This window comes from Maribacter huludaoensis (assembly GCF_029350945.1).
Lineage (GTDB): Bacteria > Bacteroidota > Bacteroidia > Flavobacteriales > Flavobacteriaceae > Maribacter > Maribacter huludaoensis.
This window is the reverse complement of the sequence record NZ_JARKMS010000006.1, coordinates 212,560-234,708: the sequence shown is the minus strand read 5'-3', so window position 1 is coordinate 234,708 and position 22,149 is coordinate 212,560. Positions and strand designations below refer to the sequence as shown.

The 22,149-nt window shown below is 34.8% G+C and carries 21 protein-coding genes; 12 read left to right on the top strand and 9 right to left on the bottom strand.

The genetic code is table 11. The annotated features are described in order from the left end of the window. Positions 1–29 precede the first annotated feature (29 nt). Positions 30–359, top strand: coding sequence for a hypothetical protein (locus PXC01_RS16485; protein WP_276473381.1), 330 nt, complete (start codon positions 30–32; stop codon positions 357–359). On the opposite strand, the gene PXC01_RS16480 is transcribed toward PXC01_RS16485, so the two are convergent. The 3 genes from PXC01_RS16480 to PXC01_RS16470 all read right to left on the bottom strand — a co-directional run bounded on the left by PXC01_RS16480 (position 356) and on the right by PXC01_RS16470 (position 2,657). Further along, positions 356–877 (bottom strand): DinB family protein, encoded by a 522-nt coding sequence (locus PXC01_RS16480; protein WP_276473380.1) that lies wholly within the window; start codon positions 875–877, stop codon positions 356–358. The two genes, PXC01_RS16485 and PXC01_RS16480, sit on opposite strands and share 4 nt — an antisense overlap. Positions 878–957: 80 nt before the next feature. Next, the gene (locus PXC01_RS16475) at positions 958–1,437 is read right to left on the bottom strand and encodes an Lrp/AsnC family transcriptional regulator (RefSeq protein WP_027066901.1); all 480 of its coding nucleotides are present in this window, start codon (positions 1,435–1,437) and stop codon (positions 958–960) included. 119 nt (positions 1,438–1,556) lie between these two features. Further along, positions 1,557–2,657: a M14 family metallopeptidase gene (locus tag PXC01_RS16470; protein ID WP_276473379.1), complete on the bottom strand. Its 1,101-nt coding sequence runs from the start codon at positions 2,655–2,657 to the stop codon at positions 1,557–1,559. 259 nt (positions 2,658–2,916) lie between these two features. Here PXC01_RS16470 and PXC01_RS16465 point away from each other — a divergent pair, with 259 nt between their 5' ends. From PXC01_RS16465 to PXC01_RS16455, 3 genes are all read left to right on the top strand, one after another. After that, the gene (locus PXC01_RS16465) at positions 2,917–3,273 is read left to right on the top strand and encodes a helix-turn-helix domain-containing protein (protein WP_276473378.1); all 357 of its coding nucleotides are present in this window, start codon (positions 2,917–2,919) and stop codon (positions 3,271–3,273) included. A gap of 70 nt (positions 3,274–3,343) precedes the next feature. Then, positions 3,344–3,721, top strand: a complete 378-nt coding sequence (locus tag PXC01_RS16460) for a hypothetical protein (protein ID WP_338089478.1) — start codon at positions 3,344–3,346, stop codon at positions 3,719–3,721. Between the two features lie 2 nt (positions 3,722–3,723). Further along, the gene (locus tag PXC01_RS16455; RefSeq protein ID WP_276473377.1) at positions 3,724–4,533 is read left to right on the top strand and encodes a TerC family protein; all 810 of its coding nucleotides are present in this window, start codon (positions 3,724–3,726) and stop codon (positions 4,531–4,533) included. A gap of 120 nt (positions 4,534–4,653) precedes the next feature. Here PXC01_RS16455 and PXC01_RS16450 read toward each other — a convergent pair whose 3' ends face one another. From PXC01_RS16450 to PXC01_RS16435, 4 genes are all read right to left on the bottom strand, one after another. Continuing rightward, entirely contained in the window at positions 4,654–5,610 is a 957-nt protein-coding gene (locus tag PXC01_RS16450; RefSeq protein ID WP_276473376.1) for a sterol desaturase family protein, read from the bottom strand. A gap of 108 nt (positions 5,611–5,718) precedes the next feature. Further along, a complete protein-coding gene (gene mscL, locus PXC01_RS16445; RefSeq protein ID WP_276473375.1) occupies positions 5,719–6,147 on the bottom strand; it encodes a large-conductance mechanosensitive channel protein MscL in 429 nt (142 codons plus the stop codon). An 8-nt stretch (positions 6,148–6,155) separates the two neighbouring features. After that, on the bottom strand, positions 6,156–8,816 hold the full coding sequence (locus tag PXC01_RS16440; protein ID WP_276473374.1) for a DNA gyrase/topoisomerase IV subunit A: 2,661 nt from the start codon (positions 8,814–8,816) through the stop codon (positions 6,156–6,158). A gap of 25 nt (positions 8,817–8,841) precedes the next feature. Beyond that, positions 8,842–10,707: a DNA topoisomerase IV subunit B gene (locus PXC01_RS16435; RefSeq protein ID WP_276473373.1), complete on the bottom strand. Its 1,866-nt coding sequence runs from the start codon at positions 10,705–10,707 to the stop codon at positions 8,842–8,844. Between the two features lie 236 nt (positions 10,708–10,943). On the opposite strand from PXC01_RS16435, the gene PXC01_RS16430 reads away from it, so the two are divergent. Beyond that, a complete protein-coding gene (locus PXC01_RS16430) occupies positions 10,944–11,849 on the top strand; it encodes a J domain-containing protein (RefSeq protein ID WP_276473372.1) in 906 nt (301 codons plus the stop codon). A gap of 1 nt (position 11,850) precedes the next feature. Continuing rightward, a complete protein-coding gene (locus PXC01_RS16425) occupies positions 11,851–12,144 on the top strand; it encodes a chaperone modulator CbpM (protein WP_276473371.1) in 294 nt (97 codons plus the stop codon). Here the strand turns inward: PXC01_RS16425 and ychF are convergent. Beyond that, positions 12,141–13,235 carry a redox-regulated ATPase YchF gene (ychF, locus tag PXC01_RS16420; RefSeq protein ID WP_276473370.1) on the bottom strand — a complete coding sequence of 365 codons (1,095 nt, stop codon included), beginning with the start codon at positions 13,233–13,235 and terminating at the stop codon, positions 12,141–12,143. The two genes, PXC01_RS16425 and ychF, sit on opposite strands and share 4 nt — an antisense overlap. Before the next feature lie 201 nt (positions 13,236–13,436). Between ychF and PXC01_RS16415 the strand changes: the two genes are divergently transcribed. The 3 genes from PXC01_RS16415 to PXC01_RS16405 are packed head-to-tail and all read left to right on the top strand — an operon-like array spanning position 13,437 to position 18,220. After that, positions 13,437–14,015: an RNA polymerase sigma factor gene (locus PXC01_RS16415; protein WP_276473369.1), complete on the top strand. Its 579-nt coding sequence runs from the start codon at positions 13,437–13,439 to the stop codon at positions 14,013–14,015. Positions 14,016–14,072: 57 nt separating this feature from the next. Further along, complete coding sequence (locus tag PXC01_RS16410) at positions 14,073–15,086, top strand: FecR family protein (RefSeq protein ID WP_276473368.1); 1,014 nt, start codon at positions 14,073–14,075, stop codon at positions 15,084–15,086. A 14-nt stretch (positions 15,087–15,100) separates the two neighbouring features. Further along, positions 15,101–18,220, top strand: a complete 3,120-nt coding sequence (locus tag PXC01_RS16405) for a TonB-dependent receptor (protein ID WP_276473367.1) — start codon at positions 15,101–15,103, stop codon at positions 18,218–18,220. Positions 18,221–18,389: 169 nt separating this feature from the next. Here the strand turns inward: PXC01_RS16405 and PXC01_RS16400 are convergent, their stop codons facing one another. Then, positions 18,390–18,740 (bottom strand): 4Fe-4S dicluster domain-containing protein, encoded by a 351-nt coding sequence (locus PXC01_RS16400; RefSeq protein WP_276473366.1) that lies wholly within the window; start codon positions 18,738–18,740, stop codon positions 18,390–18,392. A gap of 89 nt (positions 18,741–18,829) precedes the next feature. On the opposite strand from PXC01_RS16400, the gene PXC01_RS16395 reads away from it, so the two are divergent. The 3 genes from PXC01_RS16395 (at position 18,830) to PXC01_RS16385 (ending at position 22,141) form a co-directional block, all read left to right on the top strand. Further along, positions 18,830–19,894, top strand: coding sequence for an acyl-CoA reductase (locus PXC01_RS16395; protein WP_276473365.1), 1,065 nt, complete (start codon positions 18,830–18,832; stop codon positions 19,892–19,894). Positions 19,895–19,964: 70 nt separating this feature from the next. Then, positions 19,965–21,029, top strand: a complete 1,065-nt coding sequence (gene serC, locus PXC01_RS16390; RefSeq protein ID WP_276473364.1) for a 3-phosphoserine/phosphohydroxythreonine transaminase — start codon at positions 19,965–19,967, stop codon at positions 21,027–21,029. Positions 21,030–21,190: 161 nt separating this feature from the next. Further along, the gene (locus tag PXC01_RS16385) at positions 21,191–22,141 is read left to right on the top strand and encodes a D-2-hydroxyacid dehydrogenase (protein ID WP_276473363.1); all 951 of its coding nucleotides are present in this window, start codon (positions 21,191–21,193) and stop codon (positions 22,139–22,141) included. Positions 22,142–22,149 lie beyond the last annotated feature (8 nt).

The window sequence follows — 22,149 nt, the reverse complement described above, 5'->3', positions numbered from 1 at the left end:
AAACACAACCTTCTATAAATAAAACAGTTATGACACGACGCCTTATCGATTACCGTAAATTGGACCACAAGTTAGCATCATTATTAATAGAGACATACCCACATGGCTATGGGGACGAAGACATTATCACTTTTAAAAATATAAATGGAGATTATGTTGAAGCTGTTGAATTAAAGACTGCAGACACACTATACTTGGTCAAAATCAGCAAAAGCCTTTCTAACTTCATAGCAAACTTTGAGGAAAATATAGAAAAAGAGCTTGAACCTAAAACTCCAGAAGAGGTAATGCAGTCCGAAGAAATGACAAGAACACTTGATCTTAATTTTGAAACGGAAACCGAAGAAGAGTTCGATTAATTAAAATAACGCTCGTGCAGTATATTTTCATGATGCCTTTGATGCCCACTTATTACCAAGCCCAAAGCGGCAACGGACCAAGGTATACCACTTGCCGTACCTATTCTTTTTAAATTTTTATTCAACATATTATCAAACAAACTAATGGAAGCATCACGTACAGTAAGATATTCCTTTAATATATCTTCCTTGGTACGTTCGTTTGCATTGCTCTCAAGTACAAAAATATTATGATCAAAACCTGGTAAAGCAGTTTTATCATTTCTAGAAATTCTAAAAGCGCGATATTGAAATACACGTTCCGTATCAATTAAATGAACCAATACTTCGGCCACGGTCCACTTTCCTTCACCATAACTATACAAAAATTGATCCTCGGTAAGACCGTGAACCAAATCTTCTATACTTTTTCGTCCCTTCAACAAAGCTGACTTCAAATCTTCATTAACATCTAAGGTCTTTAAATAAGTACCATAGAAAAATTGGAATTCGTCTTGTTGTAAATCTTTAACTGTCATTTTAAGTAATTAAAATTGAAAATGAAAAAAGCCCAATTATCATATAACCGGGCTCCATAAGTTATTGAGTATATCTTTATTTATAGCTCATTAAATATGGTATGCATTAAACGTTTCTTATCATTAAAGCTTTCCTCTAATGAAATCATCGTTTCTGTTCTACTAATACCATCTATATCATCAATTTTAAAAATAATATTTTTGGCATGGGTTGTATCCTTTGCTCTAATTTTACAGAAGATATTGAATTTACCAGTTGTAATATGTGCAATGGTAACATTAGGTATCTGATTTAAACGCTCAAGTACAAATTTGGTTTGATGCGTTTTTTCAAGAAAAATACCTACATATGCTATGAATGCATATCCAAGCTTCACATAATCCAACGTAAGGGAAGAACCTTTTATGATTCCGGCTTCTTCCATTTTCTTAACTCTAACGTGTACGGTACCGGCAGAAATAAGAAGTTTTTTTGCAATATCGGTAAAAGGAGTTCTGGTATTGTCAATCAACATATCCAGAATTTGGTGGTCTATTTCGTCTAATTTGACTTTGCCCATAGTTGTAAAATTTTTGCCAAAAATAAAAAATAATCACATTAAATTCATTGAAACTTGATTTTTTTTAATGAAAATGTAAACAATATTACTATTTCAAAGAAATAAGATAATAAATATCACTAAAGCAGATGCATTAAGCCATTCTCTTTTAAGTACAAAAGATCATTTTCATCATTGCAATTCAATGTCTTATGACCAAAAATTTCATTAGGAACCTTATCAAATACATGCACTTGAGGTTCAAAAAGTATTTCACCATTATGTAAGACCTCTTTATAATGTATGGGTACAATCTTGGTTTTGGTGGTCTTGTTTTCCTTGTAATCTGGATTAATAACCAAAATATCTACAAACTGCTTTCCGTTTTCTGGGATAGACAAATATTGTGTTACAGTATAATCATTTATACTATTTTTAGAAATTACATGTATAGCTTTTAAAATTGATTTAAAGATTAAAGCTCTGGTCTTATTTCTATTATAGTCACCTGGATAGTGCCCAGATTCAAACAAAACAGTAGGTGTTTCTCTCATTTGAAAAGCATCGCCAACACAGTTTGCATTAAAACCATCATCATACCTTCCTACCTGACCAGGAATCTCTTTCTGCATTTCTTCGTTCATTGCGGCTATTAACTGCATGCTTAGCATACGAGAAGGTGAATTGTTACGCTCTTGATCAAACGCTGGAGCTAAAAATGAAACTGTTGCAGGTTTGTTGGTTTCACCAACATTGAATATGGTACGCTGGTCATGCAAGTTAAAACAATAGTTAGGCTTAAAATCATCAAAAACCTTTTTTAAAACCAGGCTCTCTGGTTGCGACAAATCTTGAGCATCCCTGTTCAAATCTACTTCATTTGCATTGAACCTGGTATAATCTCGAGCTCCGTCCGGATTTAAGATAGGAATGATCTTTAATGTACAAGAACTTGAAATATGCGAAACATCACCCGCATCATTACTAAGCAAACTAAATAAATCAATCACTGCTTTTGTAGTTGTAGATTCATTCCCATGCATTTGAGACCACATCAAAATTTTGTTAGGTCCATTACCAAAGGTGACACATGTAATAGGTTCTTTTCGCACAGACTCACCTACAACATCAACTTTAAAAGTATCCGGAAGCGAGTTTAAAAAATCATTTATATGATCATATGTCACATAGCGTCCAGATATATTAGGCACCATTATTTTATTATAATCCAAATCTTTCATTTTAACCAATTAAAAGAATCACAAAAATACTACAGCCCATGTTTACAATTGTAAACATTTAATTATATCACAAGACTATATAATTAACACAAGAAATTCACATTACTAAACACCCACTGCCAAATTTTACCAACTTATTATTAATCAGATTATTAGACAAATTAAAATAAACTATAACTTGTAACAATTCTATGTTTTTAACAGTATTATAGATCTCTTTTAACTGTTTAGGTTTATATAAAATATTAGTTTTGTAAACATGCTAGATACTGTTTCTTTCATTTCAAGGTTAAAGACAATTTTGACGCATAACGAACTTTCTTCTGCCGCATTTGCAGATTTAATAGCTGTGCAACGATCAAGCATTTCCCATATTTTAAACGGAAGAAATAAACCTAGTTTAGAGTTCATTATGAAGGTGAACGATGCCTTTCCTGAAGTTGATCTACAATGGCTACTGTACGGTAAAGGCAATTATCCAAAAACCAAAACTTCAGATTCCCAAAAGAACACCAAAGGCAGTAATGATAAAATCCATAAAACCATAGGTAAAAAATTAGAACGCATAATAATGTTTTATAGCGATGGCACTTTTAAGACATATACCGAGCTTTAAAATACATTACACCTCAGAACTATATTAACTTTTTACATCTACATAACCCCTATTTTCATTATTTTGCGGCATGATGAAAAAAATTATTACGACCCTGGCAATAGGTTTAATTTTAGGTTCATGCTATGAACCCGAGCGTGATTGTGAAAAGTATAAAACAGGTACTTTTAAATTTAACTATGAAATAGACGGCACCTTAAAAGAAGGTAAATTTACAAGAACAAATAATTACAGCGTTGATTACTATGAAAATAAAGTAGACAGTGCCACTGTACGCTGGTTTAACGACTGTGAATTTGTTTTACAAGATATAAATAGCAAGACGGCCATACATTATAAAATTATCAGTACCACAGATTCCTCATACACCTTTCAATACAAAAGCGCTGTAAAAGATCCAAATAAAAAATTAATAGTTAAAACAGGAACCGCAATTAAAACCAACTAACCATGTTTGAAATTTTTACTAATCCAGATGCCTGGATTGCATTGCTAACATTGACCTTTCTTGAAATAGTCTTAGGAATTGACAATATCATATTCATATCTATAGCCGCAGGCAAACTAGACCCTGCACAACGAAAAAAAGCAACGAATATTGGTCTGATCCTAGCAATGGTAATGCGTATTGTTTTGTTATTCGGTATTACGTTATTGACTTCAATGAAAAAACCTTTTTGGGTATTTGATAGCGACTGGATTACCGGTGGAATAAGTGGCCAGGGAATTATACTCTTTTCAGGAGGACTATTCTTGCTTTACAAAAGTACCAAGGAAATACATGAGAAGGTTGAAGACAAGGGTCATGACGAACGCGAGGTAAAAAAAGCAAGATCAACTTCTTTGACAAATGCAATACTTCAAATAACGGTGATAAACATTGTATTTTCTTTTGACTCTATCCTTACCGCCATAGGTATGACCAATGGTATTTCACCCAACCCTAACGATGCTCTTGTTCTAATGGTAGTAGCAGTTGTCATCTCTGTAGTAATCATGATGCTATTTGCCAACCCTGTAGGCGAATTTGTTAACAGACACCCTTCTATACAAATACTAGGATTGTCTTTCTTGATATTAATTGGATTCATGCTAATTGCAGAATCAGCTCATTTATGTCACTTAGTGGTATTTGGCAACGAGGTTGGCACTATACCTAAAGGCTATCTATATTTCTCAATAGCATTCTCACTAATGGTTGAATTCTTTGATTTACGCATGAAAAAGAACAAGAGACCTAATAATGAGATTGTAGATTAACTATTTAGATAACTCTGAAAAAATAAAATCCCGATTAAGCACTGGCTTAATCGGGATTATTTATTTTAAGATATTATGCAGCAAATTAGTTTCTAAGCCTGCTACAGTAGTCTAAACCGTTTAATTAGGCCTATCAAAAGCAACATCAGGATTAGCCTCCTTCTGTTCTTTGTACAAGCGTTGCTGCTGCTTTACCGTCATTGTACTGCCATCATGGCTCCATCCTGGAGGTCCAAATATGTACATCAATTTATGACTTAGTTTTTTAGACTTTTTAGTATCTGCCCAAATGTCCTTAAACTCATGAGTTAGGATCACTAAAGGATTATTGGAATTTGGAGCGTGAATTACCCCAAATTTGACATCAATATTTTCATCATATTCTTTCCAGGTCCCAAAAATTTTGTCGAAAAAATTTAAGAATCCACCGTGGTTTTTATCCAAATACTCCACGTTCTGCGCATGATGTACCTGATGCATGGTATGTGTATTAAATATTTTTTCTATGAATCCCATTTTAGGCACATATTGGGAATGTAATTGAAACTGCCAGAAAGATTCTATAGCCAGACAAACAACCACCATTTCTACCGGAAAACCAATAATAGGCATCCAGACATAGAAAAAAGGTTTATACAATAAGGTGAACCACCCGTTTCTTATAGCGGTACCAAGATTAAAATTATCTGAAGAATGATGTACTATGTGTGCGGCCCATAAAATTCGTATTTCATGATTTGCCCTATGAAACCAATAGTACGTAAAATCATCCGCTAATTGACAAAGCAACCAAACATACCAAGCATAACCAAAGGACTCATACCCCATTATATTTGTTCTAACACCATCTACCATTGGGTTGAACAATTCATAGGCATATTCAAAAAGAACAACTAATAAGATTACTTTTAACAATGGACCGATAATGGCAGATCCAATTCCCATAACACTACTTGCCGCAAAATCTTTCCAATCATAAAGATCATCATCTCCATGGGTTTTGCTATAGGTTAATTCTAATAAAATAAAGGCAATAAAGGCCGGTGCGCCATACACCAGGGGGTTAGTGAAATCCATTAATCAAAAATTTTTGTAAAGGTAGTTATAAAAGAAATTATTCTTAGAATTTGTCTGATCTTAACATTCTATCCAAGCATAAGACTTCTCAATTATTAAACAGTTTAATTACTTTTTATTTTTAAGTAGAGCATTTTGTTCCTGTAATAATTTTTCCATGCTAGATAGCAATACGATATTCTTAGGCGTTTCAACTTCTTTATTGGTGGGATCGTCAGATTTTGCCTTAAACCTATTTATAAACTTCACCATCACAAATATGGTAAACGCAATGATACCGAAATCTATCAAAGACTCAATGAGTTCACCATAACCAATGGCTACTTCCTCCACTGATTCTGCAGCTTCCCTTAGAACCCATTTTTTATTTGAAAGATTAACATCATCTGTCAACAAGGATAACGGAGGCATAATAATAGCAGAAACAATTGTACTTACCACTTTATTAAAAGCCGTACCAATTATGATACCAACGGCCAAATCTATCATATTGCCTTTAATGGCAAAATTCTTGAACTCTTCAAAAAACTTTTTCATAACAAAGACTAATCAAATAAAGTTGGTTCATCGGCAGCAGTACCATCTTCACCTTTTTTAGTTTCTGATTCTTCGGCAGAACCTAACGCCTCTTCGTCAACCACTTCAATATTTTCCACTTCTTCGGGCTCCTCAGGTTCATAAGGTACAGGATCAAGAAGATTTATATTCTTAACTTTTTCTACAATAAACTGGTTACCTAAAGCTTTAATTCCCTTAATTGATATAAAACCTTCTACATCAACCGTTTCATTCTCTTTTGCCTCTTTACCTCTAGGCTTAGGAAATTCAATTTCAACCCTAGGTTTCCAATCTGTAGAAACAAGCTCTAAATATGATTTTGGATGTTCAGAAATAAACAGTTCTTCCTTATTTTCATTTTCGATCAAAAACCTTTTAATATAATAACGTTCCTTTTCCCCTTCCCAATAAATAGCTGAAATAGGTTTTTCAGGAATCCATTTCTCCAAGACGATCATATCATCGTCAAAATGAGAAGTCAGTACAGGCAAAAATGTTTTGGCAATACCTTTTTGATTGATCACCAGTATTAGATCATCACCTTTAAATTCACCCAAAAGCTCCCCTCTACCATCAACATTCAATCTTCGCACCACATCATCGAACCAAATTTTTCTAGGCTTAAGGGTAGATACGCCTTTTTCTTTCAACTCTATGCGCTTAACAGAATACTTCGTTACAATATTTCCTTTAGAAGCCCTACCCTTTATGAGTACATCAGAAAAATCGATATCCCATTTCAATTTTTTAATACTACCAACTTGGCGCAGTAAAACCGTAATTACCTCGGCTTCACCATTTGGGTTGGCGGAGAAATACAAGACTTGAGACCCGGCCTTACCAGTTGTTAGATCATACTCCCTATCCCTTGTTATGCTGGTTACATTAAAACGCTTTATATAGGTTGGACCGCCTTTACCATCCTTGTATACCATATTATAGGTTGTACGCTTATCTTTTTTCTTAAATACCGCTACATGAATAATACCCTTGCCCACAAAAATTTTGGAATCTACTTTTGACACCATCATTTTACCTGAGTTGGTTATCATAATAATATCATCAATATCACTACAGTCGGTTACATACTCGTCTTTTTTCAAGGAAGTACCCACAAAGCCCTCTTCTCTATTTACATAAAGCTTAGTGTTCCTAATAGCTACCTTAGTAGCTTCAATATCGTCAAAAACCCGAATCTCAGTTAACCGACCTCTATCCTTACCATAAGTTTCTTTCAAATTCTTAAAGTAATCAATAGCAAACTCAATAAGATTGGCCAAATGATGCTTGACCTCCGCAATACGCTCCTGCAAACTCTCTAGATGCTGTTGCGCCTTATCCAAATCGAATTTTGATATTCTTTTGATACGAATTTCGGTTAGCCTTGTAATATCCTCTTCGGTTACCGCTCGTTTTAGGTGTTTTGTAAATGGCTCCAAGCCTTTATCTATAGCAGCAATAACACCTTCCCACGTCTCTTCCTCCTCAATATCACGATAGATTCGATTTTCTATGAATATTCGCTCAAGAGATGCAAAATGCCACTGCTCTTCAAGCTCCCTTAATTGAATTTCTAGTTCCTGCTTTAACAAATCTACCGTAGAATCCGTTGATCTTTTAAGCATTTCCGTTACCCCGATAAACAAAGGCTTATTATCTTCAATAATACACCCAAGAGGTGAAATTGAAGATTCACAAGATGTAAATGCATAAAGAGCATCAATAGTTCTGTCAGGAGATATTCCGGAAGGAAGATGAATAAGAATCTCTACATTAGCAGCTGTATTATCCTCAATTTTTTTAATTTTTATCTTGCCTTTTTCATTGGCTTTTAAGATTGAATCAATTAAACTACCAGTATTGGTACCATAAGGTATCTCACTGATTACCAACGTGTTTTTATCTAATTGAGAAATCTTGGCACGCACCCTTATCTTACCTCCCCTTAATCCATCGTTATAGTTAGTAACATCTATAATACCGGCCGTGGGGAAATCTGGAAATATTTTAAAACGTTGTCCTTTTAAATGTTTTATTGAAGCATCAATAAGCTCAACGAAGTTATGTGAAAGAACCTTTGTAGATAAGCCAACGGCAATACCTTCTGCCCCTTGGGCCAATAGTAAAGGAAATTTTACAGGTAAGTTTACCGGCTCTTTCTTTCTACCATCATAAGAAGCCTGCCATTCCGTAATTTTAGGGCTAAAAATAACTTCTAATGCAAATTTAGACAGTCTTGCCTCAATATATCTTGAAGCGGCCGCCCTATCCCCTGTTAAAATATTTCCCCAGTTACCTTGAGTATCGATCAACAGGTCTTTTTGTCCAATTTGTACCATGGCATCCGCAATACTTGCATCACCATGTGGATGGTATTGCATGGTATGACCAACAACATTGGCAACCTTATTGTAACGACCATCATCTAGCTCTTTCAGAGAGTGCATTATACGGCGTTGCACAGGTTTAAATCCATCCTCAATAGCAGGAACCGCACGTTCTAAAATTACATAAGAAGCGTAATCCAAGAACCAATCTTTATACATACCAGAAACCCTGGTCAGTGCTTCAGATGAATCAGTTTGTTCATTATTCTCTTCAGAAAGTCTATCGTTTATTTCTTCGTTCAAATCGTCATTTTCTTCCATTCAGAAGCAATCGTATTAATCTAGTTTATACTACTTTATCTTCAATTAAATCAACTTCAACTTTAAGATTGTTGATAATAAATTTTTGCCTATCAGGCGTATTCTTGCCCATATAAAAACTCAGTAATTCTTCAATGGACATAGCTTTATCTAACATTATCGGCTCTAACCTAATATCATCGCCAATGAAATGCCTGAACTCATCTGGAGAAATTTCACCCAAACCTTTAAATCGTGTAATCTCAGGTTTGCCAGATAATTTGTTTATAGCCATTTGGCGCTCCTCATCACTGTAACAATAAATTGTTTCCTTTTTATTTCTAACCCTAAATAATGGCGTTTGTAGAATATACAAATGATTCTCTTTTATCAGCTCAGGAAAAAACTGCAAGAAAAATGTAATTAACAGTAAGCGAATATGCATTCCATCTACATCGGCATCAGTAGCAATAATAATATTGTTATATCGCAAATCTTCAATAGACTCCTCTATATTCAATGCCGCCTGCAAAAGATTGAACTCCTCATTCTCATAAACAATTTTCTTGGACATCCCGTAAGAGTTCAACGGCTTCCCCTTAAGACTAAAAACCGCCTGCGTATTTACATCTCTAGATTTTGTTATAGAGCCAGATGCAGAATCACCCTCTGTAATAAACAACGAAGTTTCTAATCTACGATCATGTTTTATATCGCCTAAATGCACCCTACAATCACGGAGTTTTTTATTATGTAGACTAGCCTTTTTAGCTCGGTCACGAGCCAGTTTTCTAATACCGGAAAGCTCTTTACGCTCTTTCTCGGCCATCATAATCTTACGCTGAAGCTTTTCGGCCGTATCGGCATTTTTATGTAGGTAGTTATCTAAATACTTACCTACAAAATCGTTAATATAGGTCCTAACCGTTGGAAAATCTCCTCCCATATCAGTAGAGCCCAATTTCGTTTTTGTCTGACTTTCAAAAACCGGCTCCATTACCTTAATGGAGATTGCGGATATAATAGATTTACGAATATCTGAAGCATCATATGATTTTCCATAAAAATCACGGATGGTTTTAACGATAGCCTCTCTAAAAGCGGCCTGGTGGGTACCTCCATGGGTAGTATGTTGACCATTTACAAAAGAATGGTATTCTTCACTATATTGTGTTTTACTATGTGTAATAGCAATTTCAATATCCTCCCCTTTTAGATGAATAACAGGATAAAGCATATCCTCCACATTGTTATTGTCCTCTAGCAAATCCTTTAATCCGTTTTCAGAATGAAATTTTTCACCGTTAAAAACAATGGTCAGCCCCGGATTTAAGTACACATAGTTCTTAAGCATGCGCTCAACATACTCGTTTCTATATTTGTAATTTTTAAAAATGGTATCATCAGGAATAAAAGTAACCTTGGTACCTTTTCTCTTGCCGGTCTCTTCAGGACCAATTTCTTTTTCTAAGTTACCAGAACTGAACTGAGCAGTTTTTAACTGATTATCTCTAGATGACTGAACTTCAAAAAAACTGGATAAGGCATTTACCGCTTTGGTACCTACTCCATTTAAACCAACAGATTTCTTAAAGGCACGACTGTCGTACTTTCCACCGGTATTCATTTTAGAGACCACATCTACAACTTTACCTAGCGGTATACCACGACCATAGTCCCTCACCTTAACCACCTTATCCTTAATAGAAATCTCAATGGTCTTACCGGCGCCCATTACAAATTCATCTATACAGTTATCTATGACCTCTTTTAAAAGAATATAGATTCCATCATCGGCAGAAGACCCATCCCCTAACTTACCAATATACATACCAGGCCGTAATCGAATATGTTCTTTCCAATCAAGCGAGCGTATATTGTCTTCGGTATATTGAGTAGTGTCTTTAGACATTTAATAAAAATTATGAAAGTTGCGTTAAAGATAGCGCCACTCAACAAAAGATAAAATAGCTAACTGTTAAAGTAATTAACAATTAACCAGTTCTCTTGTTGATAGCCGTTACTATTCCGATCATGTTCCATAAAATATTTCGTTAAAAATTTATTTAAACGAGTTAGGGATAACTGACCATAGTCATTGTCAAAAAATAGTTCTTTTAATATATTTATTGTAGAATTTAAACAGCCATGGAATTCATTGATTATTACAAAATTCTTGAAATTGACAAGAAAGCAACACAAGCCGATATTAAAAAGGCTTATCGAAAATTAGCTCGTAAGCTTCATCCGGATTTAAATCCGCACGATAAAACCGCGCAAGAAAAGTTTCAACGCATAAACGAAGCAAATGAGGTTTTGAGCGATCCCGAGAAAAGAAAGAAATATGACCAATATGGTAAAGATTGGGAACATGCCGATGCTTTTGAAGAAGCTAAAAGAAATCAGCGAAGTTCTACCAGCGGAAATCGAAGAACCTATTCTAGCTCTACAGGAACACATGAAGATTTTTCCGATTTCTTTGAATCTATGTTTGGCGGCGCCAGCGGAGGTTTTACTGGTGGTGGTCGACAAAGGTCTACACGATTTAAAGGGCAAGACTTAAATGCTACCCTAAAATTAAATCTTATAGACATACTTGAAGACCAAAAACAAACCTTAGACCTGGGCAATAAAAAAATTAGAATTACCATACCGGCCGGTGTAGAAGATGGGCAAACCATTAAAATTTCAGGTTATGGCGGCGAAGGTGTAAACGGCGGACCTAAAGGAGATCTTTATTTAACTTTTGAAATTAACAACGATACTACCTTTCAAAGAGTTAAGGACGATTTATATAAAAATGAATCTATTTCATTGTATGATGCAATATTAGGTGGTTCCATTGAAGTAGAAACTTTATCAGGAAAAGTAAAACTAAAAGTAAAACCGGAAACCCAAAACGACACTAAGGTGAAGTTAAAAGGAAAAGGTATGCCTGTTTACAAGAAAAAAGGTAAACATGGCGACTTATATATTACCTACAAGGTGATCATGCCAACAAAACTGTCAGAAAAAGAAAAGGAATTATTTAAACAACTTTCAGAATTACGATAATATGAATTCAGATAACTACATACAAATAGAAGTATACTGTCAGCAAACACAAACTCCGATGGAATTCATAGAGGACCTTCTAGAATTTGAAATGATCGAAGTACAGCAAATAGAAAATAAAATCTATGTTGAACCACATTCTATTGTAGAAATTGAACGTGTTTATAGATTACGAGAAGAGCTAGGAATTAATATGGAAGGCATAGACACCTTAAACCATATGATAAAAAAAGTCAACCGATTAGAGCAAGAATTAAAACTGCTACGCGACCGGTTGACTATATATGAACATTAAACGTTAAAACGGAAATGCATTACATCACCATCTTTAACGATGTACTCTTTACCTTCAACCCTCATTTTACCAGCTTCCTTAACTTTAGCCTCACTACCAAATGACACGTAATCATCATAAGCAATAACTTCTGCCCTAATGAAACCTTTTTCAAAATCGGTATGTATAACACCGGCAGCTTGTGGAGCAGTTGCACCAACAGGAATTGTCCATGCACGAACTTCTTTTACACCAGCCGTAAAGTAAGTCTCTAAATCCAATAACCTGTAGGCTCCACGTATCAATTTTGCAGAACCTGGCTCTTCCAAACCTAAATCCTCTAAAAACATTTGGCGTTCATCATAAGTCTCCAACTCCGTAATATCCGCTTCTGTACCTACTGCCAAAAATATAACTTCCGCATTTTCGGCCGCTACAGTTTCTTTCACTTTTTCAACATATGCGTTACCCGATACGGCAGCTTCTTCATCTACATTACACACGTACATAACCGGTTTATCCGTAATGAACTGAAGAGGTTTTACAAATTCGACCCTAGACTCTTCTTCTATTTCTATGGCCCTAACAGAAGTACCGGCCTCTAATCCAGTTTTGATCGCCAATAAAACAGCTTCTTCTTTCTGTGCATCTTTATTTCCAGTTCTAGCAGCCCGTTTTACTTTCTCCAACTTTTTCTCAACAGTCTCCAAATCTTTCAATTGGAGCTCCATATCAATGGTTTCTTTATCCCTTATTGGATCTACACTGCCATCTACATGAACTATATTATCATTATCAAAACAACGCAATACATGCAATATGGCATCGGTTTCGCGAATGTTCCCCAAAAATTGGTTGCCCAAACCTTCACCTTTACTAGCGCCCTTTACCAAACCGGCAATATCCACAATCTCTACGGTAGCAGGCAAAACCCTTTCAGGATTAACCAATTCTTCTAATTTTTGCAAACGGGAATCGGGCACGTTTACAACACCTATATTAGGTTCAATGGTACAAAATGGAAAATTTGCACTTTGCGCCTTGGCATTTGACAAACAATTAAAAAGTGTTGATTTACCAACATTTGGCAATCCTACAATACCTGCTTTCATAATTTAAAATATTTCAAGGGTGCAAATATAGTTTTTACCAGAAGATTATGCATTCAAAATTTAACCTAACATTTATAACGATCTTCCTAATAATTATTTAAGCAATAACCAAAATAATTGGTCAAAGGATAGTTAAAATAAATACTTTTAACACATTTTAAGAAATTATTCTTACTTTGGTACCAGAACATGTAAGAATTTATGGAACTTCATTCTGATGAAACGATATGGTATTTTTTTAAAAAGGGCGAAGCCAATGGTTTTAGTCTACTTTTTAAAAAGTACTATCCACAATTACACGTTTATGGTTTAAAACTGAGCAATGATCAAGAATTGACAGAGGATTGTCTACAAAATTTCTTTATTCAATTATTTGAAGATCGAGATAAGCAAAATTCCATCAATAATTTAAAAGCGTACTTATTTGTATCTTTTAAAAGAAGGTTAATAAAACAATTACAAAAAAAACAAAACAACGTTCCCATCTCAGAAGCACAATTATTTAAAGCGAATTTTACATTTTCCGCAGAAGAAATTTCCATACACCAAGAAATGCAATTTCTTTGTACTTCTACCCTAGCCAACCTCATTAACAAATTATCACCAAGAGAAAAAGAAGTATTATACTTAAAATATTACAGCGAAATGAAAAGTTCGGACATTGCAGAAGTAATGGATATGAACTACCAAAGTGTTTTGAACGTATTACAAAAAGCCTTAACAAAACTTAGAAAATCATCTGAAAATCAACAAATTAAAAATATTTTAAAAAAAAGTTGAAAATAGTAGGGTATATTTTTAAGAGATCCATCTCTTATTAATGGAACACCTTACTACATGAACGAAAAGAACAAATACGATCTTCACTATTTCTTATCCGATGCTTCATTTGAAAACTGGGCCAAAGACACTAATAAAAATGATATAGCATATTGGAATAATTGGATCCAGAACAATACCGAGCATTTAGAAACCGTAGAAAATGCAAAATCTATAATTATAGGTATAAGTTTCAACCAAGAATACCCAAGCAACCAAAAGGTTAATGAAGCACTTGCCAATGTTTTACCCAAGGTAGGATTAAACGTTTCTAAAAAATCTAATTTTAAGAAAACACGCACCTTAAACAATTCTATAATTACAGCGGCAGCTGCTGTATTACTCGTTTTAATAGGTTTTACCACCTACACTTATTTAAATAATAATACAACAACTATACATAAGACCAATTTTGGTGAGATTATTGACCTAAAATTACCTGACGGAACATCTGTAGTTCTTAACGGTAATAGTAAAATATGGTACGACAATGAAAACCCTAGACTTATAAATTTAATAGGTGAAGCTTATTTTAAAGTAAAACCTATACCTAGTACCAAAGCTAAATTTTGGGTAATTACAGAAGACCTTAAAGTTGAAGTTCTTGGTACACAATTTCATGTAAATACAAGAAAACAAAAAACAAACGTGGTTCTTGACGAAGGCTCTATTCACTTAGAACTTGCCAATGGAGATGTTACTAAAATGATTCCTGGAGAAATAGTTTCTTTCTCTAATGAGAGCAAAAAATTAACACATAAAAAAGTGGACATTGAAACTCCCTATGCATTATGGCGAGGTGGAACATACACTTTTAATGAAATTCCACTTAAAGAAGTAATGTACAACCTAGAGACCACATACGGAGTTGAAGTAAGTTATGAATTGGATTACTTAAAAGAATTACCCATTTCCGGGGGAATACCAAATCAAAACTTACAAATATGTATAGCAGCTATAGAGAAAGCTACAGGAACCAGAATTATAAACAATGATAATATTTTACGCGTACAAGAAAACCCTATTAATTAACTAAACTTTTATTTATGAGAACGAACAAACTTATGAGATTACTGCTTGCGGTAATGCTTTTTTCAAGCATCACCAGCGCAACGGCAGCTAATGACCTCAAAGAAAACGTTACCCTGAGCGAATTTCTTAATGAGATCAGTGAAAAACATGAAGTCTTTTTCACTTACAACCCAACTTTGGTATCAAGTACCAGTTTAAATCCTGAGGAATATAAATTCCCTGCCTTGGATAAAATTATTAATAAACTAGAACGCAAGACTAGTTTTGATTTTGAATATCTGGGCAACAAATATTATGTTGTTTATCATAAAAAAGCAGAAAGGGCCAAAGTCCTAAAAGTTAATTCTGCTACAAATGGTATTTCCGCTACAACTTTGAACAAAAAAGTTCAAAACAGTATTTCAGGTAAAGTAACAGATGATTCAGGAATGCCTTTGGCAGGAGTTAACATTGTTGAAAAAGGTACAACGAACGGTACAACCTCTGATTTTGATGGTAATTATACCATTAACATTTCTGACAATGCAAAACTAGTATTTAGCTATATTGGTTTCGCTACTCAAGAAATATCAACGGCCGGAAAAAACACAATAAACGTGCAATTGTCCGAAGGTATGCAGTTAGACGAATTTATTGTAGTAGGTTCCCGTACCGCACCAAGAAGTAATACAGACACACCTTTACCTGTAGATGTAGTAGGCGTAAAAGAATTGACCTCTACAGGTCAGGCAACTTTTGACAAGGCCCTACAATACAGAATACCATCATTTAATACGGTACAAACTCCCGTAAATGACGCAACATCGTTATTAGATCCTTACGAAATTAGAAACATGGGACCGTCAAGAACATTGATTTTGATTAACGGTAAACGTAAGAACTTAAGTGCATTATTGTATACGCAGACATCTCCGGGCCGTGGTGAAACCGGTGCAGATATTTCAGCTATACCAACAGATGCAATTAAAAGAGTTGAAATCTTACGTGACGGTGCCTCTGCACAATATGGATCAGATGCTATTGCGGGCGTAATGAACATTATACTTAAAGATTCACCAAATGAAGGCTCTGCTACATTGAGAACGGGAATAACATCTGAAGGTGATGGAGAAATGTTCGGTGTTGCAATTAATAATGGTTCCACAATTGGTGATGACAAAGGTTTTGTAAACTACACTGTAGATTTATCTAAAGTTAATCAAGCAAATAGACCAGGTATGGTAGATGCAGCCGGTGAAGCTGGTGATTTTGGCGCTGATATTGCAGATGTACAAGAATTCCTATCTAGACGCCCCGATGCAGGGAACATTAACGGTTCGCCCGAAACTGCGGCTGCAAAGTTTTCTGTAAATTTAGGATATGACCTAAGTGCGAACACCTCTTTATATGGTAACGCCGCCTATGTTTATAAAGCAGTAAATAGTTTTGCAAACTACAGAACACCGTATTGGAGAACAGTTGATGATTTTCCTTACCTGGCTGATTTCTTTCCCGGTGACAATCCAAATACAGCTGGTGGATACGATGGATACTTACCAACATTTGAAGGTTTATTAAGTGATTATAATGCAACTATTGGTTTCAAATCGGTGATAAACGATTGGAATATTGATGCAAGTTTTACTACTGGTGGCAACTTACAAACGTACAAAGTGAACAATACCCACAATAGAAACATTGTATATTCTCCTTCTGTATTTATAGATGCCAATGGTAATGGCTCTGTAGATGACGGCGAAATTACTGAAGGTTCAGAATTATATAGAGAAAATAGCCAGCAGTCATTTGATCCGGGAGGAACTAGGTTTTCTCATAACGTAGGTAACATTGATATTTCAAGATTACTTTCTGACAAAGTAAGTATTGGTGTTGGTGCCGAGTTTAGAACCGAAACTTTTGAAATTATAGAAGGTGAATTGGCATCTTACGATGGTGGTGGTGCAGATTCATTTGCAGGTGCTTCACCTCAAAACTCAGGGAAATTCAATCGCTACAACATTGGTGGATATTTAAGTTTAGATTATGATGTATCTGATGCGTTTTTACTAAGCGGTACCATAAGAACAGAAAATTATTCTGATTTTGGTAATACTTTCATCTACAAATTTAGTTCGCGTTATAAGTTTAGTGATGCGTTCACTTTAAGAGGTTCTATTTCCTCTGGTTTTAGAGCTCCTACCCTTCACCAAATTTACACTCAAAAAGCACAGTATAGTTTTGTGCCGGGTCAAGGTATTCAAGTTGGTGGTCTAATCAACAACGTTTCTACCCAAGCAAAACTTTTGGGTATACCACAATTAGATGCTGAGACTTCTACTAACTTTACTGTTGGTTTTGGAGGGAAAATTGCTAACAAATTCAGCTATACTTTTGATTATTACAACATTAAAGTAAAAGATAGAATTGTATTGGGTAATGAAATAGGCGGAAGTGGCGACCCAACAAATCCTTTAGATGTTCTTTTGGCAAATAACAATTTAAGTGATGTTAGCTTCTTTTCTAACGCTATAGACACTAAAACCTCTGGTGTAGATGTTGTTCTAGCTTATAAAGGAATTAATATTGGTGAAGGTAGCTTAGATTTAAATTTATCAGGTAACTACACAATTCAAAATGAATTAGACGGACCCGTAAAGGATATTGCTTTAGTTGCAAATTCAGGCCAATCTGTAGTTAACCAAACGCAAGAAGCTTTATTTTTTACATCGAGACCAAGAACAAAATGGATTTTAGGTGCTAATTATGATATCAACAAATTCGGTTTTTCATTGAACAACACCTTATTTGGTAAAACAAGCTTTTTTCAACAAGGTTTAAGTACAGATGCAAACGGCAACTTTAATTTAGGTACTGAGTTTGACCCTAAAATTGTCACAGATTTAGGAGTTAATTACAGCGCTTCTGACAAATTGACTATTGCACTTAACATCAACAATTTGCTGAATGTTTTGCCTGAATGGAGTTTTGTTTCGCAAAATGCCGCAGGTGATGCCATATTGGCCGATGCTGCACAAACTCAAAACCAATCTAATTTAATAACCTTTAACCAACGTTATTCTCAAATGACTTATGATGGTTATCACTTTAGCCAATTAGGTACAATGTTCAACCTATCGTTGAATTATAAATTTTAGTTTTGATTTAGTTTTATTAAAAAAAGCTACCTATTTATTTAGGTAGCTTTTTTCATTTACTAAGTATGTTAAGTGATTTTTAAGCCTGTAAAAACCATTACCACATTTCTGTTATGCAATAAAATAACCCTTAATCTTAAGGTAATACCCCTTAAAACTTATAATATCCTTATTCTGGGTGCATGAAACGTTGCTTTGCCAAAAGTGCTTCTTCAGTTTCTACATGATCATCATCTGGCACACAACAATCTACAGGACATACTGCTGCACACTGCGGCTCTTCATGGAATCCCATGCATTCCGTACATTTATCGGGTGCTATATAATACACTTCATCACTAATAGGTTCTTGAACGTCATTGGCATCAACTTCTTTACCATTTGGCAAAACGACATTGCCTTCTAAAGAAGTACCATCAGCGTATCTCCATTCATCTGCTCCTTCATATATTGCGGTGTTAGGACATTCAGGTTCACAAGCTCCACAATTAATACATTCGTCTGTTATTATAATTGCCATAATTTCTTCTACGTTAAAATGCCCAAAAAAGAACGGGCATGCTTATTTTTGCACAAAGGTAATTCCTACCTAACTAGTATACAAATATAATGACCCATAGCAACCCTACTATAGAAGCTTTTGTTAAACTTGGAAATTTTCTAAGAACATTTTGCCATTTAGTCACAACAAACACCATTTCTGAGCATTTAAATGACGAATGGATAGCGCGTTTTAAATCCGAGGCTGAAAAAGCGCAACATTATAATGGTTGGTTTTCAGAAGAAAATTGTGTTCATGCTTATAACGAATGGGGCAATATACTTACCAGGCAAAACATAGAAACATGGTTGAACAATTATGATTTAACAATTAATAAAGAAAAGACTATTGCTTTGATTATGGCAGGAAACATTCCTTTGGTTGGATTTCATGACCTTCTGTGCGTGTTAATTACGGGTAACAAAGCGCTTGTAAAATTATCGAGCAACGATCAAAAGCTAATTCCGTTAATAATTGAATATTTAATTGCTATTGAACCATCTTTTAAGGACAAAGTAACCTTTACCAAAGAAAAGCTAACAAATTACGATGCAGTAATAGCAACGGGCAGTAACAATACTGCAAGATACTTTGAATACTATTTTAGCAAAAAACCAAATATTATCCGTAAAAACAGAAACTCTATAGCTGTTTTAAACGGAAAGGAAAGTTCTAAAGAACTAACAGCTTTGGGCGAAGATATATTTAGATATTTTGGTTTAGGCTGCAGAAGTGTATCAAAAATCTATATCCCAAAAAACTACGGTATAGATACCTTTTACAAGGCCATGTTCCCCTACAATGATATTATTAACCATCATAAATACGCTAATAATTATGACTACAATAAGGCGGTGTATTTAATGAGCGAGTTTAAAATCTTAGATAACGGTTTTCTTATTTTAAAAGAGGAAGAAAGTTTTGGTTCCCCTATCGCATCTTTATTTTACGAATATTATGAAAATGCTATAGAACTAAAAACAGCTTTAAAGAAAGATGAGGACAAAATTCAATGTATTGTATCTTCTGGTTTCATAGATGGTGAGATTTCATTTGGCAACACCCAAAAACCTTCCTTGAACGATTATGCCGATGGTATAGACACAGTTGATTTCTTGTTGAGAACATCTTAGAATTAAATACCGTTCCGTATCGAAAAATCTTTAAAAAATTCTGACATTTGCATCCTTAATTTACAGACAAATGAAAAAACATAATTTTAGTGCCGGACCATGTATTTTACCAAAAGAAGTATTATTAAAAGCTTCTGAATCCGTTATGGACTTCAATGGTTCCGGACTTTCACTTGTAGAGATTTCACATAGAAGTAAAGATTTTGTGGCCGTAATGGAGAATGCAAGATCGTTGGCATTAGAACTTTTAGATTTAAAGGATAAAGGATACAAAGCACTATTTTTACAAGGCGGAGCAAGTCTTGAGTTTTTAATGGTAGCATATAACTTATTGGAACAAAAAGCCGGATATCTAAATACAGGTACTTGGAGCGATAAAGCTATCAAAGAAGCAAAATTGTTTGGAGAAGTAGTGGAAGTGGGCTCGTCTAAAGACGAAAACTTTAAGTACATTCCAAAAGGATATTCCGTACCAACTGGTTTAGATTATTTACATATTACTTCAAACAATACAATATACGGTACCCAATTCAAAAAATTCCCTAAGACAGACTGTCCTTTGGTATGTGATATGAGTTCTGATATTTTTTCCAGGACATTGGATTTTTCTCAGTTCGATTTAATCTATGCCGGTGCACAAAAAAATATGGGACCAGCAGGAACAACGCTAGTTATCGTAAAAGAAGAGATTCTAGGTCAAGTTTCTAGAAAAATCCCATCTATGCTAGACTATCAAGTACATATATCTAAAGATAGTATGTTCAACACACCTTCTGTTTTTGCGGTATACACCTCAATGCTAACCTTAGAATGGCTTAAAAATCTTGGTGGTATAGCTGCTATAGAAGAGGTGAATGAAAAGAAAGCAAGATTGTTGTATTCTGAGATTGATTTAAATCCTGTTTTTGAAGGCTATGCAAATACTGAAGACCGTTCATTAATGAATGCAACCTTCAACATTACTGACGAAGCATTAAAAACAACCTTTGACAATATGCTAAAAGAAGCCGGTATAAATGGTTTAAACGGTCACCGCTCAGTGGGTGGTTACAGAGCCAGTATGTACAATGCGCTATCTTTAGAAAGTGTTGGTGTTTTGGTAGATGTTATGAGTGAAATGGAGCGAAAAGGATAATCACTTATCCTGAACATTTCTTTCCATAATTAGAATAAGGAAATATGCGCTTAACTATGCGATGAGTGTATTGCTTAAAAAACTCAGCGTAAAATTTTAGGTACGCTCATACCGTACTGAAAACCTTAGAAAAATAAAATCTCGATTAACGAGCAAATTATATGAAGATATTAGCAAATGATGGTATTTCTCAAAACGGTATTGCCGTACTTGAGAAATCAGGATTTGAAATTTTGACAACGACCGTTGCTCAAGAGCAGTTGGTAAATTATATTAATGAAAATAAGATTGATGCCTTATTAGTAAGAAGTGCCACAAAGGTCAGAAAAGATTTGATCGATGCCTGCCCTACCCTTAAACTAATTGGTCGCGGTGGTGTTGGCATGGATAACATTGATGTTGACTATGCAAAAGAAAAAGGCATACATGTAATCAATACACCTGCCGCATCATCAGAATCTGTAGCAGAACTAGTGTTCGGTCATCTTTTTGGTGGCGCCCGTTTTTTATATGACGCCAATAGAAATATGCCTTTAGAAGGAGACAGCAACTTTAAAGGACTTAAGAAATCATATTCAAAAGGCACCGAACTAAGAGGAAAAACCCTAGGTATTTTCGGTTTTGGCAATATAGGTCAAGCAACGGCAAAACTTGCCATAGGCGCAGGTATGAGCGTCATGTATTGTGACCCAGAGGTAGAACAAACCGACGTTGAACTTTCGTTTTTTGATGGACAAAGGGTAGTTTTTAATTTAAAAAATTCAACAAAAGAAGATTTACTTAAGCAGGCCGATTACATAACCCTACATATTCCCGGACAGGATGATTATGTTTTAGGCCAATCGGAATTTGCAAAAATGAAAAAAGGTGTAGGCATCGTTAATGCTGCAAGAGGCGGAGTTTTGGATGAAGTTGCCCTTATTGATGCTTTAGAAAACGGCACGGTAGCTTTTGCAGGTTTAGATGTATACGAATCCGAACCAAAACCAGAAATTAAAATATTGATGCATTCAAGCATTTCTCTTTCTCCGCATATTGGTGCTGCAACCTTAGAAGCTCAAGAAAGAATAGGACTAGAACTAGCGGAACAGATAATTTCATTATTAAATTAAGGTTATAA

Coding starts and splice junctions, on each gene's coding strand:
- mscL (WP_276473375.1), bottom strand. CDS start 6,147: ATGAAAAAGTTTTTTGAAGAGTTCAAGAATTTTGCCATTAAAGGCAAT.
- PXC01_RS16465 (WP_276473378.1), top strand. CDS start 2,917: ATGCTAGATACTGTTTCTTTCATTTCAAGGTTAAAGACAATTTTGACG.
- PXC01_RS16485 (WP_276473381.1), top strand. CDS start 30: ATGACACGACGCCTTATCGATTACCGTAAATTGGACCACAAGTTAGCA.
- PXC01_RS16400 (WP_276473366.1), bottom strand. CDS start 18,740: ATGGCAATTATAATAACAGACGAATGTATTAATTGTGGAGCTTGTGAA.
- PXC01_RS16480 (WP_276473380.1), bottom strand. CDS start 877: ATGACAGTTAAAGATTTACAACAAGACGAATTCCAATTTTTCTATGGT.
- PXC01_RS16435 (WP_276473373.1), bottom strand. CDS start 10,707: ATGTCTAAAGACACTACTCAATATACCGAAGACAATATACGCTCGCTT.
- serC (WP_276473364.1), top strand. CDS start 19,965: ATGAAAAAACATAATTTTAGTGCCGGACCATGTATTTTACCAAAAGAA.
- PXC01_RS16415 (WP_276473369.1), top strand. CDS start 13,437: ATGGAACTTCATTCTGATGAAACGATATGGTATTTTTTTAAAAAGGGC.
- PXC01_RS16410 (WP_276473368.1), top strand. CDS start 14,073: ATGAACGAAAAGAACAAATACGATCTTCACTATTTCTTATCCGATGCT.
- PXC01_RS16430 (WP_276473372.1), top strand. CDS start 10,944: ATGGAATTCATTGATTATTACAAAATTCTTGAAATTGACAAGAAAGCA.
- ychF (WP_276473370.1), bottom strand. CDS start 13,235: ATGAAAGCAGGTATTGTAGGATTGCCAAATGTTGGTAAATCAACACTT.
- PXC01_RS16405 (WP_276473367.1), top strand. CDS start 15,101: ATGAGAACGAACAAACTTATGAGATTACTGCTTGCGGTAATGCTTTTT.
- PXC01_RS16385 (WP_276473363.1), top strand. CDS start 21,191: ATGAAGATATTAGCAAATGATGGTATTTCTCAAAACGGTATTGCCGTA.
- PXC01_RS16425 (WP_276473371.1), top strand. CDS start 11,851: ATGAATTCAGATAACTACATACAAATAGAAGTATACTGTCAGCAAACA.
- PXC01_RS16440 (WP_276473374.1), bottom strand. CDS start 8,816: ATGGAAGAAAATGACGATTTGAACGAAGAAATAAACGATAGACTTTCT.
- PXC01_RS16455 (WP_276473377.1), top strand. CDS start 3,724: ATGTTTGAAATTTTTACTAATCCAGATGCCTGGATTGCATTGCTAACA.
- PXC01_RS16470 (WP_276473379.1), bottom strand. CDS start 2,657: ATGAAAGATTTGGATTATAATAAAATAATGGTGCCTAATATATCTGGA.
- PXC01_RS16395 (WP_276473365.1), top strand. CDS start 18,830: ATGACCCATAGCAACCCTACTATAGAAGCTTTTGTTAAACTTGGAAAT.
- PXC01_RS16460 (WP_338089478.1), top strand. CDS start 3,344: ATGATGAAAAAAATTATTACGACCCTGGCAATAGGTTTAATTTTAGGT.
- PXC01_RS16475 (WP_027066901.1), bottom strand. CDS start 1,437: ATGGGCAAAGTCAAATTAGACGAAATAGACCACCAAATTCTGGATATG.
- PXC01_RS16450 (WP_276473376.1), bottom strand. CDS start 5,610: ATGGATTTCACTAACCCCCTGGTGTATGGCGCACCGGCCTTTATTGCC.